Origin of the sequence: Paenibacillus sp. MAEPY2 (assembly GCF_000499205.1) — a bacterium.
GTDB classification, from domain to species: Bacteria; Bacillota; Bacilli; order Paenibacillales; family Paenibacillaceae; genus Paenibacillus; species Paenibacillus vandeheii.
This window is the reverse complement of record NZ_AWUK01000013.1, coordinates 28,999-45,134: the sequence shown is the minus strand read 5'-3', so window position 1 is coordinate 45,134 and position 16,136 is coordinate 28,999. Positions and strand designations below refer to the sequence as shown.

Sequence of the window (16,136 nt, the reverse complement as noted above, 5' to 3'; positions counted from 1 at the left end):
TTTGTATTTTTGGAGGGGACAAGCTTGGATATAGATAGTCTGGTAGCACGTATTAATGAATTGGCCCGTAAGCAAAAATCCACTGGATTGACAGAGGAAGAGCTCGCTGAACGTGCCAAGCTTAGAGAGATCTATTTGAATAACATTCGAAGCAATTTCAGACAGCAGCTGGATACGATTGAAATTGTAGATGATGAGAATGATCAAGGCCACCAAGGCAAACTCAAACATTAAGGAAACCTAATGATATCATATATGATATTTAGGTTTCTTCCTGTTATCTAGAGGTTGCAAATTATAGGGGGAAATGTTGGTTTACATTTATGTAAGCCGATACAAAGAACATCTAAGGGGGATTCTCATGTCGCGTTCGTTCGAGAGAACGGTTCGGAAAAATTCTAAGCAGTTGAATCAACAACGTAAAAAAAGCGGTCAACCGGTTTCCGGTACACCAGGTGAGGACGTATTCAAAGGACGCAGCCTTCTGTTTCCTATTTTTCTGATCGGACTAGCATTCCTGTACCTCTTTATGAGTACGTTTCTTGTTAAAGCGCCGATGACCACCTGGGACTGGGTGACCATGTTGCTGTATGTATTTTTGGCAGTCATCTTCATGCTCCGTCGTCCTTATGTCAAAATAGGAACTAACCGGATTTTGACGACAAAGGGCAATCGTGAGCGTTCAATTGGAGTTGACGATATCGTGAAATTCAGAATTGAGCCAGGTACAGTTGTGATTGAGCATAATGCACGAGGTAAGAGATGGGTGTTTACCAAGCTACTCAATCGTTATGATACCGATGCAATTACTGAACGTCTTCTAAAATTCGCCAAAGCACATCAAATCACCGTGGAAACTTACGAGAAAAAGTAATTATTGCATAAAGGGGAAGATGACCGAAATGGCGTTAAAAGCGATTTTGTTCGACCTGGATGATACTTTGCTGTGGGATGAGCGCAGTGTTCGAGAGGCCTTTCATGAGACTTGCCTGATCGCAGCGCAAGAGACTGGAGTTAAACCTGAAGACCTTGAAGAAGCTGTTCGTAATGAGGCACGTAATCTATATGAGTCCTATGAAACTTTTTCGTTTACCAAAATGATTGGGATCAACCCGTTTGAAGGTCTTTGGGCTAACTTCACGGGTGGGGATCAGCCGGAGTTTCGCCAGCTTGAGCAGCTTGCACCTGCATATCGTAAAGAGTCATGGCGTCGTGGCTTGTTAAAGCTTGGTGTTGATCGTGAAGATCTGGCGGAAAGACTTGCCTCACAATTTGGGGCAGAGCGGAGATCGAGACCCCATGTCTATGAAGAAACGCTGGAAACATTAAGTCATCTACAAGGGAAGTTCAAGCTTTTGCTTTTAACCAACGGCTGTCCTGCGTTGCAACAAGAGAAACTTGATGGTGTTCCTGAATTAGCTCCTTTTTTTGACGAAATTATTATTTCGGGTTCGTTCGGTAAAGGAAAACCTGACCCTTCGATTTTCGAGCACGCATTGAGTAAGCTGGGAGTACAGCCTGAGGAGAGCATGATGGTTGGAGATAAGCTTACGACTGATATTCGTGGAGCTTTGTCTGCAGGCATTCAGTCTGTTTGGATTAACCGTGAGAATAAAGTGAATACCGAATCGTATGTGCCTGACCATGAAATCAAGCATTTATCCGAATTGGAACGCATTATTGCTGAATTCTCTATTAGTGCATCATAAATCGGATCTTTTTGTGTTCTGTCCAAACATTGTAAGGTTTCATGAGATGTACTTCATCCATGAAACCTCACAATGTTTTTTGTTTTGGGACAGCTAAAACTATACCGTATTAACGTAATTTAAAATTTTTCACTAAAAGTTATTGAAATTATAGAACTGCTGATTTAGAATATAACTAACATACTAGTATGACTAGTATGCGAATGAAAGCAGCGAATATCTGTTGACTTACTTGAATGAAGTGGAAGCGGGGGTTATTCGCTATTATTTTATATTCGTTGTAAGCGCTTTACATAGTTGAGGGAAACCTATTAATTCTGGAAATAAACGGGCAACATGAAGTACCAAATGACAGTAAGCATCTTAAACGAGGGATACCTCTAGGGATTCCCAAAATTGATATCGCTTACATTATCTCTTTAATTTATTCTGCTGTGGGGGTGAAGTTCATCTGATTACTTGTCTTCTACGAAAAGAAGAGATGATGAGAAATGATCGAAAACGCTTTTAGTTTATCAAGCTAAGGATCGGAGTGAAATAACATATGGAGTCGGAAACCGCTAAAACCACACTAACGATGACTTCTTTACGTAAAGAAAGCAGGTTAAGAACGGCTGCAGCTCTGCTTCGTAAAGATTGGCAATTATACTCACTGTTAATTCTTCCAATTATCTATCTTATCATTTTCAAATACGGGCCAATGCTCGGAAATGTAATCGCATTTAGACGATTTGTACCAGGAGGCAGTATTTTCGGGGAGACGTGGGTAGGATTCAGGTATTTTCAGATGTTTATCCAAGACCCAACCTTTTGGAAGGTATTTGGAAACACACTTATGCTCGGTGGACTCGCGCTACTGTTCACCTTCCCAGTTCCGATCATTTTTGCATTGCTGCTGAATGAGGTAAAAAGCAAACGTTTCAAAAAGTTTGTGCAGACCGCTTCTTATCTTCCGCACTTCCTGTCCATCGTTATCGTTGCCGGAATGATTCTGCAATTAACGGCAGTCAATGGCTCAATTAACGGAATGGTTTCTTTTTTCACCGGAGACAGTATTCCTTTCATGCAGCGAGCGGAATGGTTTAGAACGATTTATATCACCTCTGAGGTTTGGCAAGGTATGGGGTGGGGAGCGATTCTTTATTTGGCTGCATTGACAACAATTGATGATTCTTTGTATGAGGCAGCACGGATCGATGGTGCGAACCGATGGAAGCAAACCATCCACATAACCATACCGGGCATTTTGCCAACGATCGTTACATTGCTGATTTTGAACATGGGAAATTTCCTTGCGGTTGGATTTGAGAAAATTTTGCTCCTTTACAATCCGCTGATCTACGAGACATCTGACGTGATTTCCACGTATCTGTACCGGGTAGGTTTGCAGTCCAGCAATTTCAGTTATGCTACCGCCATTGGTTTGTTCGAATCCATTATTGGACTGATCCTGGTATTCTCGGTTAATGCAATTTCACGCAGACTGACACAACGAAGCTTGTGGTAAAGGAGGAGCAATATGCTGGAATCAAAATCATACAAAGTATTCAAAGTATTCAACGCCATCTTTTTGCTGCTTGTGGTGTTCATCACGCTCTATCCGTTTTTGAATGTCGTGGCCCAATCCTTCAGTAGCGAGGCTTATATCAATTCAGGCAAGGTTAGCATTATCCCAAGGGGGTTTAATGTAGAAACCTACAAGACCATATCTCGAGACAGCATGTTCTGGACCAACTATAAAAATACAATTATATATACCGTTGTAGGTACGTTAATTTCCATGTTCATGACGACCATTTTCGCTTATGCCTTATCCAAGAAGAGATTAATGGGACGAAAGTTTTTGACCATGTTCGCGGTCTTCACGATGTTTTTCAGTGGCGGCCTGATTCCTAACTACGTCCTGATTAACTCCCTGGGCTTCAATAATACGATGTGGGCATTGGTTGTGCCTGGCGCAATCAGCATTTATAACATGTTAATTATGAAATCATTTTTCGAAAATATGCCTGAGGAGCTTGAAGAAGCGGCAGCTATCGACGGTCTGAATACGTATGGCATTTTGTTACGGATCATTCTACCGCTGAGTAAAGCTGTCATGGCTACGATGGTTCTGTTCTACGCTGTGGGACACTGGAACTCCTGGTTTCCAGCCTTCCTGTATCTCGACAAAAAGGAACTGTTCCCGGTTACGATCTACTTGCGCAACATGATTGCAGGTGCAACCGGTGGTGCTTCGGCTGGTGCTTCAGCCGATAATCTGACTCAAATTTCTGCAAATATCAAATCGGTCACCATGGTACTCACCATTTTGCCTATTTTAACGATTTATCCTTTTGTTCAACGGTACTTTGTAACCGGTATCATGTTGGGATCTGTTAAGCAGTAATCCTGACCTAATATAGTTCAACATCTTGATTGCAAGGCCAATCTAAACCACATTCAGGGGGAGAATTGAATGAAACAGAGACCACGTAAGCTGGTAGGCAAGTTGGTATTGGCAACAATGATGAGTGTCGTTCTGGCAGCATGTAGCAGCGGAGCTGGTGGAGAAAAAGTCGAGCCAGAATCCAAGGGAGCCATGGAATCCTATGGTGTAGGAGAAACCTTCAAAGCCACTGAACCATTTAATCTGTCTATTCTTTACAGTGACCAGCCAGCATACCCGTACAAAAAGGATTGGCTTCTCTTCCAAAAAATCACGGAAAAAACCGGAGTCACGCTGGAGCCTACTATCGTTCCAATGAGTGACTATTCCCAGAAAAGATCCCTTTTGATTAGCTCAGGAGATGCCCCGCTGGTTATTCCGAAAACCTATCCGGGTGAAGAATCTGCTTTTGTATCCTCGGGTGCGATTTTACCAGTGAGTGACTACGTTGATTTGATGCCCAATTTCAAGGACAAAGTAGAGAAATGGGGACTTCAGGATGAGCTTGAGGGTCTTCGACAAGAAGATGGAAAATATTATGTACTTCCAGGTCTGCACGAAGAGGTTTGGCCGGATTATACCCTTATTGTGAGAACGGATATTTTTGAGAAAAATAACATTGCCATTCCGAAGACATGGGACGAATTGTATGCTGCAGCCAAGAAGCTGAAAGAAATTTATCCAGATTCAGTTCCTTTCTCGGATCGTTTCCAGTTTAACAGTACATTAAATATTGCTGCTACCAGTTTTGGAACGAAAGCGGGATGGGGATTTGGAAACGGTTTAACGTACAAAGAAGATCAGGATGAATTTGTATACACATCGACCACCCCAGAATACAAGGAAATGTTAACTTACTTTAACAAGCTTGTCTCGGAGGGGCTGCTGGATAAAGAAAGCTTCACCCAGGACGATGATCAGGCTATCCAAAAATTTGTTTCTGGAAAATCTTTCATTATTAATGGTAACTCGCAAACAGTAGTGCTTCATCGCAACGACATGAACAAAACGTTGGGAGAAGGGAACTTCTCCATCGCCAAAATTACGGTTCCGGGTGGTCCAAAGGGTCAACTGATGTCGGGTTCCAGACTTGAAAACGGTGTTATGATTTCCGGGAAAGTTAAGGATAACGAAAATTTTAAAGCAATCCTGCAATTTATTGACTGGTTATACTATAGTGATGAAGGTCAGGAATTTGCCAAATGGGGTGTTGAGGGCGAAACCTTCACCAAACAGGATGGCGTTCGGAAGTTGGCCGATGATGTGAACTATAACGGATTGAATCCAAAAGGCACGAAGGACTTGCGCATCGAGTACGGATTCTCCGGTGGTGTGTTTGCCTATGGCGGAACGACTGATTTATTGCAATCCATGTTTAGCGAGGAAGAACTGAAATTCCAGCAGGATATGAAAGATACCAAAGAAGTTGTTCCTGCTGAGCCGCCCATTCCTTACTCGGATATCGATCGGGAACAAGTGACGCTGCTTAGCACACCACTTAAGGATTTCTCAGATCAAAATACGCTTAAATTTATTTTGGGTGAACGTAAACTTACTGAGTTTGATGCGTTCGTAAAAGAGCTGGAGAGCCAAGGCTTGCCTCAGTATATGCAGCTTGCCAATGACACCTACAAGAAGTACAAAGAAAACAAGCAACAATAGTTGTAAACTGAAGTCTGCCCAATTGCAATTTCACTGAGGGAATTTTAGTGGAGCGGCAAATTGTGCTAAGATGGATGAATACGGCTGAGAGGAAGAGGTTAAGGAATGTCACTTAATCAAAAGATTAGAGGTTCAACCCGGGCTTATTCATACAATCTGATAAAGGAACGAATTCTGCACCTTGAACTTGAGCCTGGTACCAAGATTTCCGAGAAGGAAATTGCAGATGAATTGCAAGTAAGCAGAACGCCAGTACGTGAAGCATTCATGAAGCTTGCCGAAGAGGAATTACTGGATATCATTCCACAGAGCGGGACCATTGTCTCCCATATTAATCTGGAGCACGTTGAAGAAGGCCGATTTATGAGAGAGAAGATGGAGAAGGAAATCGTCACTCTGGCGTGTGCAGCTTTTCCTGAAGAATTCAGATTCAGACTTGAAACCAATATTGCCATGCAGGAAGTATGTATAGGGAAGAATAATTTCTATCGTCTTTTTGAACTGGATGAAGAGTTTCATCAGATATTGTTTCAGGGCACAGGAAAAATGAGAACATGGAAAATGCTGCAGCAGCTTAATATTCCTTTTAATCGCCTTCGTTTATTACGCTTGTCTGAAGATTCCGATGCAGAGGTTATTATTTCACAACACAAAGAAATATACCGGCTTATCACGGAACGTGAGACCGATCGAGCTGTTAAGGTTATGGAAGCTCATCTCAGACTTGTTGTTGTGGAACAAGAGAAGATGAAAGCAAAATATCCGCATTATTTTATATAGAGCTCGGATGTTGTATACTATCTCCAAATGCAGAAACCCCTGTTCGAAATGAACAGGGGTTTGTTGAGCAAAGGATAGAAATTCGCTTTATTATGCTTGTTTGATAAACGTTGGATCCGGGTAAGGATCTGCAATCCAGCCATCTTTTTCAATGAACAGACGCACGGCAATGATTTGTTTGTTCTCCATTAATGTGAAGAAGTGTGGTGTGTTCTCAGGAACCGAGATTACGTCTCCAGGAGACAATTCAACATTAAAGTAGCCTACATCATCTGTTGCTTTGATGACAAAAATTCCTTTGCCAGCTACAATGGCACGGATTTCATCTTCAGCATGAGTATGAATTTCTTCGAACTTGGCAAGCTTTTCTTCAATATCTGGTGTTTGTTCAGACAACGTGATTACATCCCAGATTTGGTACCCGCGACGTGCAGCCAAATCTCTGATTTCATAGTCATATGTTTTGAGTACTTCTTCTTTTTGTTCATCCGTGAGTCCAAAGTTGTTTTGCAGATCCGTATTTAATTTGGAAGCGTCCCAGTTTTCATATAATACATCATATTTGTTTAAGAAATTTCGAACATTTTCGTCTCCAGTGATACGTTCGTTCGTATTTCGGATTACAATCTCAGCCATGTTCTTTCCCTCTTTTCCACTTGGTTTAATTGATATTATATCGGATTCCTCTGTTTTTGTCGATTCGCAAATTCGTCCCGCCTTCACTTAAACCCGCTATGGGACTGATTAATCCCGATCTTTCACATTAAGTTAGTTTCTGTTAAACTAAGATTTAACGTTTTGCGGAGGTGACGATATTGGATAAGCTTAGCCTACATGATGCATTAAAACAACGAATATTGATCCTCGACGGTGCAATGGGGACCATGATTCAACAGGTTGATCTCACAGACGCAGATTTTGGCGGAGAAGACCTGGACGGATGTAATGAAATGCTTGTACTTACACGTCCAGAGTTGATCCAGCGCATTCATGAGGAATATCTGGAAGCCGGTGCTGATTTAATTGAAACGAATACGTTTGGTGCAACGTCTGTTGTACTTGCTGAATACGACATTCAGGACCGTGCACGTGAAATCAACCTCGAAGCAGCAAGGATTGCAAAAGCTGCTGTGGATCGATTCTCGACACCGGAGTCTCCGCGTTATGTGGTAGGTGCCATGGGACCTACAACCAAAACACTGTCTGTAACAGGTGGGGTAACGTTTCAGGAGCTCATCGACAGTTATTTCGAGCAAGCGCTTGCTTTAATTGAGGGAGGCGTTGATGCGCTGCTGCTTGAAACCTCACAAGATACGCTTAATGTAAAAGCAGGCAGCATTGGGATTCAGCAAGCATTCGAGCAAAGTGGTATCAAGCTTCCTTTGATGATTTCAGGAACGATTGAACCGATGGGTACTACCCTCGCTGGTCAAAATATTGAGTCTTTTTATATATCCTTAGAACACCTTAACCCAATTTCAGTGGGACTAAACTGTGCTACAGGTCCGGAATTCATGCGTGACCATATTCGCTCGCTTTCCGGGATGGCTTCAGTTGCGGTAAGTTGTTATCCCAACGCAGGTCTTCCAGATGAGAACGGTAATTATCATGAATCTCCTGATTCGCTAGCACAGAAGATCGGTGCTTTTGCCGAGCAGGGCTGGTTGAACATCGCGGGTGGCTGTTGTGGAACAACACCTGCACATATTCGCGCCATGCGTGATACGCTTTCCAAGTATCCTCCAAGAGAAATGAACGGAACACATCCACCAGCATTGTCCGGGATCGATCCAGTCTATGTTGAACAGGACAATCGTCCATACATGGTTGGTGAACGAACGAACGTTCTTGGATCCCGCAAATTCAAGCGCCTTATTGTTGAAGGCAAATATGAAGAAGCGTCGGAAATTGCCCGGGCTCAGGTGAAAAATGGGGCACATGTTGTCGATGTTTGTGTTCAGGACCCGGACCGTGAAGAAGCCGAAGACATGGAGAAGTTCCTTGAACTTGTTGTCAAAAAAGTAAAGGTGCCACTTATGATCGATACGACAGATGCAGCCGTCATTGACCTGGCACTTCAATACTCTCAAGGTAAAGCAATAATTAACTCCATTAACCTTGAGGATGGCGAGGAAAAGTTCGAGCTGGTCACTCCGTTGTTGCATAAATATGGCGGTGCTGTCGTTGTCGGAACGATTGATGAACGCGGTCAGGCCATTAGTCGTGAGGACAAGCTGGAGGTAGCGAAGCGATCTTACGATTTGCTGGTGAACAAATATGGATTAAAAGCCGAAGACCTGATTTTTGATACCCTGGTGTTTCCGGTAGGTACGGGTGATGAACAATATATAGGTTCGGCTAAAGAAACCATTGAAGGTATTCGTGTCATTAAAGAAGCGATGCCTGAATGTCATACGATACTAGGGATCAGTAACATTTCATTTGGATTGCCTGAAGCAGGACGTGAAGTGCTAAACTCTGTATTTTTGTATGAGTGTACCAAAGCAGGTCTCGATTATGCCATCGTTAACACAGAGAAGCTGGAGCGTTATGCGTCCATTCCAGAGGAAGAGCGCAGACTTTCGGAAGAGCTGTTATATAATACGAATGACCAAACTTTGGCTGCTTTTGTAGCGGCGTTCCGTAACAAAAAGGTTGAGAAAAAAGAAAAAATTTCGAACCTGTCGTTGGAAGAACGTCTCGCTTCATATGTTGTTGAAGGAAGCAAGGAAGGCTTGCTGCCCGATCTGGAGCAGGCTCTCACCAAATATACAGCCCTTGAAGTAATCAATGGCCCGCTGATGCGGGGAATGGAAGAAGTAGGGCGACTGTTTAACAACAATGAGCTGATCGTAGCAGAGGTACTACAGAGCGCGGAAGTCATGAAGGCTTCGGTAGCTTATTTGGAACAGTTCATGGAGAAGAACGAGACGTCAGTTAAAGGAAAGATTATTCTAGCGACGGTCAAAGGCGATGTACACGACATCGGCAAAAACCTGGTGGAAATCATCCTTTCCAATAACGGTTACCGAATCATTAATTTGGGTATAAAAGTACCACCAGAGCGAATTATCGAGGCGTACAGAGAAGAAAAAGTCGATGCAATCGGTCTATCCGGTCTGTTGGTAAAATCGGCGCAACAGATGATTCTTACAGCTCAGGACTTGCGCACAGCAGGTATTGACGTACCTATTATGGTTGGTGGAGCGGCATTGACACGCAAATTCACCAAAAATCGTATACGCCCGGAATATAACGGAATGGTTGTATATGCAAAAGATGCGATGGATGGCCTGGATCTGGCCAACAAGCTGATGAACCCAAGCACGCGTCAAGTGATGCAACTGGAGATGGACGCTGAAAAAGAGGCGGACGCCGCTGGTGCAGAAACCGTTACATCACTTCCCGAGCTTACCCGGGTAGAGCGTTCGGATATCGCAATAGACAACCCGGTTCTCGTTCCACCGGATCTGGAACGACATGTTATGCGGAACTATCCGCTATCCCACATATTACCGTATGTGAACATGCAGATGCTGCTCGGACACCATCTGGGTTTGCGTGGCTCAGTAGAGCAGCTGCTTGCTTCGGGTGATCAGAAAGCCACTGATCTGAAAGCAGTCGTGGATGATATTATGCAGGAGGCTGTGCGTGACGGGATTATTCAGGCGCACGCTATGTATCGTTTCTTCCCGGCTCAGTCCAGTGGTAACAGTGTCATCATCTATGACCCTGAGAATACCAATAATATCTTGCACACATTCACGTTCCCGCGTCAAAAAGTCGAACCATTCTTGTGCCTGTCCGACTTCTTGAAGCCAGTGGAATCCGGACAAATGGATTACGTTGGTTTCATGGTCGTAACTGCCGGGCATGGTGTACGAGAATTATCGACGGCATGGAAGGAGAAGGGTGATTATCTCCGTTCACATGCTTTACAATCCGTAGCGCTTGAAGTAGCAGAGGGATTAGCGGAGCGGGTCCATCATATGATGAGAGATATCTGGGGATTCCCGGACCCAGCACAGATGACTATGAAGCAACGTCATGGAGCACGCTATCAGGGAATAAGGGTATCATTTGGATATCCGGCATGTCCCGATTTGGAAGACCAAGGGCCACTGTTTAAACTATTACAGCCTGAGGATATTGGTGTGGAACTGACTGAAGGTTTCATGATGGAACCGGAAGCTTCCGTATCGGCGATGGTGTTCAGCCATCCGCAAGCGAAGTATTTTAACGTCGATAAGGCATAAAAGTAAAAGGTCAGGCAAAGCCCTCCGCATTGTCGGAGGCTTTTTGCTGGCAGCAGAAAGAGGTGCGATCCAGAGTGGAACTATATTTCCTGGGAACTAACGCTGGTGTACCTACGCTTCAGCGGAATGTAACTTCCATAGGGCTGCGCATGTTGGATGAGCGCAGAGCATTGTGGTTGTTTGACTGCGGGGAAGGAACCCAGCATCAGATTTTAAGTTCTCCGCTTAAATTGAGCAAACTGGAGAAAATATTTATAACCCATTTACATGGAGATCATGTATTCGGACTTCCAGGTCTGCTCTCCAGCAGAGCATATCAAGGCGGCACTACACCGTTAACGGTGTATGGTCCACCAGGAACTGAGCGAATGATTATGACAACCATGGAGCTAAGCCAATCACGTCTCAACTATGATCTAAGCATTGTGGAACATACAGGCGGAGTGCTTTTTGAAGATGAGAGCTTTATTGTGGAATCGGCATTGCTGGAGCACCGTATTGACAGTTATGGGTATCGGATTACCGAAAAGGATCGTCCAGGCAGTCTGGATCCAGCGAAAATGGCTGAGTACGGTTTGAAGCCAGGACCGCTATTTGGTCGCTTGAAGAGGGGAGAAACCATTACCCTCGACAACGGAGACTCGCTTCGGCCAAAAGATGTACTGGGAGCACCAAAGCGTGGGATGGTGATTACCATTTTGGGTGATACACGTCCATGTGAGAATGTACAGCCTCTTGCCCTAAATGCCGATGTGCTTGTACACGAAGCTACGTTTTTGCATGATTTGGCTGATACGGCTCATGAGTACTATCATAGTACTTCGAAGCAAGCGGCTGAGGCGGCGAGAGCGGCACATGCAGGACAGCTGATCATGACCCACTTTAGCTCTCGCTACAAAGATGAAGACCAGTTGCAGCCCCTGCTGGAGGAGGCACAGTCGATATTCCCGAATACGAAACTTGCGATTGAACATGAACTGATTCCAGTAGTTCACTGCAAGGATGAGTCTTATTAGTGGATGTGCCAAGCAAAACAGCAAAACACGACCGGAGAAGAAGCTCTTAATTGCACGGGACTGAGGGGAAGTTATTCCCGAGGTCCCTTTTGCAATCTGGCCGGAAAGCGTGTAGGATGGGCAATATAAACAGGGAAATGATTCATATTATTTTCCGGGAAAGCGCAGGAAATGACAAGCTTGTACAGAAGGCGCGCGAGGCCAGACGTCCGTATTCGATTTGGTTCGACGTGTTGCGTGCAGATGCGAGCATTCCATCTTTTTGCACTACTGTATACATAGGTTAGCATTGAAGTTCGAGACAAATAGTTAAGGGCATGAAATGTTAATGGGATAAAGAAAGGAAGTGCTGTATATGATTAAGGCCTATCTGATTGACCTGGATGGTACGCTCTATCATGGCAGACATCGTATTGAAGGAGCCGATAAGCTTATTCGGACATTGAATGAACAAGGCATGCCTTATTTGTTTGTGACTAATAATTCTTCACGTACACCTCAAGGCGTGGCAGATCATCTCAACGGAATGGGAATCCCCGCCGAGGCGTCGCAGGTATGTACTTCTGCGGTGGCGGCTGCGGAATACGTGGCTAAAGAGACTCCAGGTGCGAAAGTGGCTTGTATCGGAGAAGAAGGGCTGCTGCAAGCGATTGAAGCTGCAGGGCTTAAACGAACAGATGATGAGCCTGAATACGTTATCCAAGGAATTGATCGTGAATTTTCCTATCAGAAATTGACCAATGCGCTTCGCTGGATCAACGGCGGCTCTAAATTTGTCATGACCAATCCGGATTTGCAGCTTCCTTCTGATGATGGACTTACACCGGGAGCAGGAACGATCGGGGCAGCGATAGAAGCTGCAACCGGAGTTCATCCTACTGTCATTGGCAAACCGTCAAGTATTATTATGAAGTCGGCCATTAGCCGATTGAACTTAAAGTCTGATGAAGTTGCTGTAATCGGAGACAATATGCGTACAGATATTGCGGCAGGGGCAGCAGCAGGATGCGAGACCCTACTGGTTCTTACCGGAATAACGACACGGGACAATATGGATAGCCACATTCAGGCGACCAAGGTTCGTCCTGATCATGTGTTTGAAGATTTGCATAAACTGATTGAGTGGCTGTCGCAGACGACAGGCCAAGCATCCAAGAAGGGGTAGATGTACGATGCCGGAATTACCGGAAATGGAAAACTACCGGACCTTGCTGTCCGAGAAAATACTTGATTTGCCCATTACTGGTGTGGTGGTTAACCGTGAAAAGTCGATTAATACTGATCCTGATGTGTTCACCCGTGAACTGACAGGCAATCGTATCATATTTGTAGAGCGCCGGGCCAAACATCTGATCTTTCATCTGGCTAATGGTAAGCGGCTTGTCCTGCACCTGATGCTGGGCGGAATGATTTTCTGGGGCACGGAAGCTGAACGTCCTGATCGTTCCACTCAAGTGGAGATTCAGTTTGGAGAATACACGTTGTTCTTTATTGGGCTTCGTTTAGGCTATCTGCATCTGCTTACTTCCAAAGAGACGGAAGAGGCCATGTCTGACCTTGGACCTGAACCGCTTGATCGGCGCATGAATGCAGAACGTTTTGCTGCCCTGTTGAAAGGACGCCGGGGTACACTCAAAACTACGCTGGTCAACCAGCACATTATTGCAGGCATCGGAAATTGTTATTCGGATGAGATTGCATTTGCAGCAGGTCTGAGACCAAGCTCCAAGACGCAAAATATTGCTGCTTCACCTGAACTCACAGCGCGTTTGTTCCATTCTGTACAATCCGTGTTGCGGGAAGCTGCATTGGAAGGCGGTTATATGGAAATGCCGTTGATGCAGGGAGATACCAAGACGGGAAGCTTTGATGAGCAGTGCTCGGTATATGATCGTGAAGGGGAAACTTGCCCTCGCTGTGGGGGAACGATAGCGCGTGTGGAAATTACGGGCAAGAAGGCTTTCTTCTGTCCGGATTGCCAGCATGAGGCCTAACAGCGGAATCGGGGCACATGTCAGCACCAAAGGCGGATTTCTTCAGGCAGCCAGGCGGGCATATGATATCGGGGCTACGGCATTTCAGTATTTTCCGAAGAACCCGCGAAGCCTTGGTCTGAAAGATCTGGATATCAAGGATGCTGAACAGTGCAGGGATTGGTGTGAGAAGCAGGGGATGGCTTCCGTTGCCCACTCACCCTATCCCACGAATCCGGCTTTGGGCAAAACCCGGGGAGAGGCGGGTTTTCATGCAACCATTGCATCAATACAAAATGATCTGCATATTGCGGATGCCTGCGGTTCAGTAGGAACTGTAGTTCACTTTGGACATATCAAGAGCAATGAACCACTTGAAGGATATCAGAATCTCATAACCTGTCTGGATACCGCATTAGCAGATTGGGATGGACAGGCTAAGGTTCTGCTTGAAAATCAGGCTGGAGATCATGGCCCGATGGGAACGACGATGGAAGAATTGATACAGATTCGCAAGTTAAGCCGGTTTCCCGAACATATTGCTTTTTGCTTTGACACGTGTCATGCTTTTGCTTCAGGCATGTGGACGACTGGCAATGAGGCATCGATGCTGGAGAAAGGCAGACTGCTGGGATACTGGGATGCTCTTGCGGCTGTTCACTTTAATGATTCGAAATATCCTTCCGGTTCATGCAAGGACAGACATGCACGGATTGGACAGGGTTATATAGGAACAAAAGCGATGCAGGAACTGTTATGTGCGCCTGAATTTCAGCAAGCTGTAGTTGTGCTGGAGACCGAATCAGGCGAAGATGGAACACACCGTGGTGACATTGAGCTCATGCGTTCCTGGCTTTAATTGGGAGAGGAGCGATTGTAATGCATGTTTTTTTGGATGATTACCGGGCATGTCCGAAAGGGTTTGTTCTGGCTACCAATGCAGAAGAATGCCTGATGCTGCTTAGAGAAGGTGACGTGGATATTTTATCCCTGGATTATGAACTGGGTCCGGATTCGCCGAATGGCGGTGAAGTTGCTGCATCAATCGTTCGGGAAGGTTTATTTCCGCGCCAGATCTATTTGCACACGTCCAGCATGTATGGCAAACGTCAAATGTACGAATTGTTGTACAGTAATAAACCAGACTCTGTCACCATTCATAATGGTCCGATGTCGGGTGAGGTTATGCTTCGTGTTGCTGCGGGAGAACAAAGCTGATGAAACCGATTACGACCAAAATGTTAATGCGCGGCGTATGGGAAGGCATGCCTCAGGCTGTATTTATCTATACCCCGTTATGCGGAACTTGCGCGGCGGCACGTCGAATGCTTGAAATCGCCGAACATTTGCTGCCCGAAGGGATTTTGACCGAGATGAATATTCACGATATCCCGGAACTTGTGCAGCAATTTCAGATTTCGAGCGTCCCTGCGGTTATGCTTTTTAATGGAGAACATGATGTACCAAAAATGGTCTATCGGATGAACTCTGTCGAGCATCTGTTAGGAGAAATCCGGAAGGCGGTTCTAAAATGAGTGTAATCTCGATGGAGCATGTCTCTCTTAGACGAGAAGACAATCAGATTCTGGATGACGTCCATCTGCATGTTAAAGAAGGCGAGCATTGGGTGATTCTCGGGCGCAATGGTTCAGGTAAAACCACGCTGCTGGAAATGATGAATGGGTATATGTTTCCGAGTCAGGGGCGCATTGAGGTACTGGGTAACCTGTATGGACAATGTGATGTTCGGGAGGTTCGGAAAGAGATTGGTTATATCAGCCAAACATTGATTGAGAAACTTACACTTCGGGATCCGGTGTGGGAAGTTGTTGCAACAGGCGCTTATGCCTTTTTACGTTTCTATCAAACGATTCCGGATGATGTGAAGGCCAAAGCGATGAACCTGCTTGATGAAATGGGCTTTGCCAAGCTGGCTAATCATCCACTCGGCACCCTTTCTCAAGGAGAGCGCAAAAAAGTAATGCTGGCTCGTTCACTGATGGCAGATCCCAAATTGCTGATTATGGACGAGCCTTGTGCCGGACTTGATTTATACGAACGCGAGAAAATGTTGGCTGAAATTGATCGACTACGTAAGCGTAATATTACTGTCGTTTATGTGACGCATCACGTCGAGGAGATCGTACCATTATTCACACATGTGGCCTTGATCCGTGATGGACGTATTGCTGCGGCAGGTCTCAAGCATGAAGTTTTAACACAAGATACAATTAAGTATACGTACGATGTTCCGGTTGATATCCAGTGGCATGATGGACGTCCCTGGATCCGCGTACATTCTGGAGGGTAAC

16 protein-coding genes are annotated in these 16,136 nt (G+C 45.0%); 15 read left to right on the top strand and 1 reads right to left on the bottom strand.

Translation table 11 applies throughout. The features are described 5' to 3' along the window. Window positions 1-24: 24 nt before the first annotated feature. From P364_RS0112165 to P364_RS0112135, 7 genes are all read left to right on the top strand, one after another. Entirely contained in the window at window positions 25-234 is a 210-nt protein-coding gene (locus tag P364_RS0112165) for a DUF896 domain-containing protein (protein WP_024630398.1), read from the top strand. Window positions 235-361: 127 nt separating this feature from the next. Beyond that, entirely contained in the window at window positions 362-874 is a 513-nt protein-coding gene (locus tag P364_RS0112160; protein ID WP_024630397.1) for a hypothetical protein, read from the top strand. 28 nt (window positions 875-902) lie between these two features. Then, window positions 903-1,709, top strand: a complete 807-nt coding sequence (locus tag P364_RS0112155; protein ID WP_024630396.1) for an HAD family hydrolase — start codon at window positions 903-905, stop codon at window positions 1,707-1,709. 577 nt (window positions 1,710-2,286) lie between these two features. Beyond that, window positions 2,287-3,216 carry an ABC transporter permease gene (locus P364_RS0112150; RefSeq protein ID WP_373456214.1) on the top strand — a complete coding sequence of 310 codons (930 nt, stop codon included), beginning with the start codon at window positions 2,287-2,289 and terminating at the stop codon, window positions 3,214-3,216. 12 nt (window positions 3,217-3,228) lie between these two features. Next, window positions 3,229-4,098, top strand: coding sequence for a carbohydrate ABC transporter permease (locus P364_RS0112145; protein WP_024630394.1), 870 nt, complete (start codon window positions 3,229-3,231; stop codon window positions 4,096-4,098). 69 nt (window positions 4,099-4,167) lie between these two features. Further along, the gene (locus P364_RS0112140) at window positions 4,168-5,799 is read left to right on the top strand and encodes an ABC transporter substrate-binding protein (RefSeq protein ID WP_024630393.1); all 1,632 of its coding nucleotides are present in this window, start codon (window positions 4,168-4,170) and stop codon (window positions 5,797-5,799) included. Between the two features lie 105 nt (window positions 5,800-5,904). Further along, entirely contained in the window at window positions 5,905-6,579 is a 675-nt protein-coding gene (locus tag P364_RS0112135; RefSeq protein ID WP_024630392.1) for a GntR family transcriptional regulator, read from the top strand. A gap of 90 nt (window positions 6,580-6,669) precedes the next feature. On the opposite strand, the gene P364_RS0112130 is transcribed toward P364_RS0112135, so the two are convergent. Beyond that, on the bottom strand, window positions 6,670-7,215 hold the full coding sequence (locus P364_RS0112130; protein WP_024630391.1) for a cupin domain-containing protein: 546 nt from the start codon (window positions 7,213-7,215) through the stop codon (window positions 6,670-6,672). Window positions 7,216-7,394: 179 nt separating this feature from the next. Here P364_RS0112130 and metH point away from each other — a divergent pair, with 179 nt between their 5' ends. From metH to P364_RS0112090, 8 genes are all read left to right on the top strand, one after another. After that, a complete protein-coding gene (metH, locus tag P364_RS0112125) occupies window positions 7,395-10,835 on the top strand; it encodes a methionine synthase (RefSeq protein WP_024630390.1) in 3,441 nt (1,146 codons plus the stop codon). A 74-nt stretch (window positions 10,836-10,909) separates the two neighbouring features. Then, complete coding sequence (rnz, locus tag P364_RS0112120) at window positions 10,910-11,851, top strand: ribonuclease Z (RefSeq protein ID WP_024630389.1); 942 nt, start codon at window positions 10,910-10,912, stop codon at window positions 11,849-11,851. Window positions 11,852-12,206: 355 nt separating this feature from the next. Then, window positions 12,207-13,016, top strand: a complete 810-nt coding sequence (locus P364_RS0112115) for a TIGR01457 family HAD-type hydrolase (protein WP_024630388.1) — start codon at window positions 12,207-12,209, stop codon at window positions 13,014-13,016. 7 nt (window positions 13,017-13,023) lie between these two features. Continuing rightward, window positions 13,024-13,845, top strand: a complete 822-nt coding sequence (locus P364_RS0112110) for an Fpg/Nei family DNA glycosylase (protein ID WP_024630387.1) — start codon at window positions 13,024-13,026, stop codon at window positions 13,843-13,845. Continuing rightward, on the top strand, window positions 13,835-14,683 hold the full coding sequence (locus P364_RS0112105; protein ID WP_024630386.1) for a deoxyribonuclease IV: 849 nt from the start codon (window positions 13,835-13,837) through the stop codon (window positions 14,681-14,683). The genes P364_RS0112110 and P364_RS0112105 overlap by 11 nt, the downstream gene beginning before the upstream one ends. A gap of 20 nt (window positions 14,684-14,703) precedes the next feature. Continuing rightward, the gene (locus tag P364_RS0112100; protein WP_024630385.1) at window positions 14,704-15,042 is read left to right on the top strand and encodes a cyclic-phosphate processing receiver domain-containing protein; all 339 of its coding nucleotides are present in this window, start codon (window positions 14,704-14,706) and stop codon (window positions 15,040-15,042) included. Beyond that, window positions 15,042-15,359 carry a thioredoxin family protein gene (locus P364_RS0112095; protein ID WP_024630384.1) on the top strand — a complete coding sequence of 106 codons (318 nt, stop codon included), beginning with the start codon at window positions 15,042-15,044 and terminating at the stop codon, window positions 15,357-15,359. The genes P364_RS0112100 and P364_RS0112095 overlap by 1 nt, the downstream gene beginning before the upstream one ends. Next, window positions 15,356-16,135 (top strand): ABC transporter ATP-binding protein, encoded by a 780-nt coding sequence (locus P364_RS0112090; RefSeq protein WP_024630383.1) that lies wholly within the window; start codon window positions 15,356-15,358, stop codon window positions 16,133-16,135. The genes P364_RS0112095 and P364_RS0112090 overlap by 4 nt, the downstream gene beginning before the upstream one ends. Window position 16,136: the final 1 nt, after the last annotated feature.

Excerpts from the sequence above, each read along its gene's own strand:
- P364_RS0112160 (WP_024630397.1), top strand. The coding sequence starts at position 362 with ATGTCGCGTTCGTTCGAGAGAACGGTTCGGAAAAATTCTAAGCAGTTG.
- P364_RS0112155 (WP_024630396.1), top strand. The coding sequence starts at position 903 with ATGGCGTTAAAAGCGATTTTGTTCGACCTGGATGATACTTTGCTGTGG.
- P364_RS0112150 (WP_373456214.1), top strand. The coding sequence starts at position 2,287 with ATGACTTCTTTACGTAAAGAAAGCAGGTTAAGAACGGCTGCAGCTCTG.
- P364_RS0112145 (WP_024630394.1), top strand. The coding sequence starts at position 3,229 with ATGCTGGAATCAAAATCATACAAAGTATTCAAAGTATTCAACGCCATC.
- P364_RS0112140 (WP_024630393.1), top strand. The coding sequence starts at position 4,168 with ATGAAACAGAGACCACGTAAGCTGGTAGGCAAGTTGGTATTGGCAACA.
- P364_RS0112135 (WP_024630392.1), top strand. The coding sequence starts at position 5,905 with ATGTCACTTAATCAAAAGATTAGAGGTTCAACCCGGGCTTATTCATAC.
- P364_RS0112130 (WP_024630391.1), bottom strand. The coding sequence starts at position 7,215 with ATGGCTGAGATTGTAATCCGAAATACGAACGAACGTATCACTGGAGAC.
- P364_RS0112115 (WP_024630388.1), top strand. The coding sequence starts at position 12,207 with ATGATTAAGGCCTATCTGATTGACCTGGATGGTACGCTCTATCATGGC.
- P364_RS0112110 (WP_024630387.1), top strand. The coding sequence starts at position 13,024 with ATGCCGGAATTACCGGAAATGGAAAACTACCGGACCTTGCTGTCCGAG.
- P364_RS0112105 (WP_024630386.1), top strand. The coding sequence starts at position 13,835 with ATGAGGCCTAACAGCGGAATCGGGGCACATGTCAGCACCAAAGGCGGA.
- P364_RS0112100 (WP_024630385.1), top strand. The coding sequence starts at position 14,704 with ATGCATGTTTTTTTGGATGATTACCGGGCATGTCCGAAAGGGTTTGTT.
- P364_RS0112095 (WP_024630384.1), top strand. The coding sequence starts at position 15,042 with ATGAAACCGATTACGACCAAAATGTTAATGCGCGGCGTATGGGAAGGC.
- P364_RS0112090 (WP_024630383.1), top strand. The coding sequence starts at position 15,356 with ATGAGTGTAATCTCGATGGAGCATGTCTCTCTTAGACGAGAAGACAAT.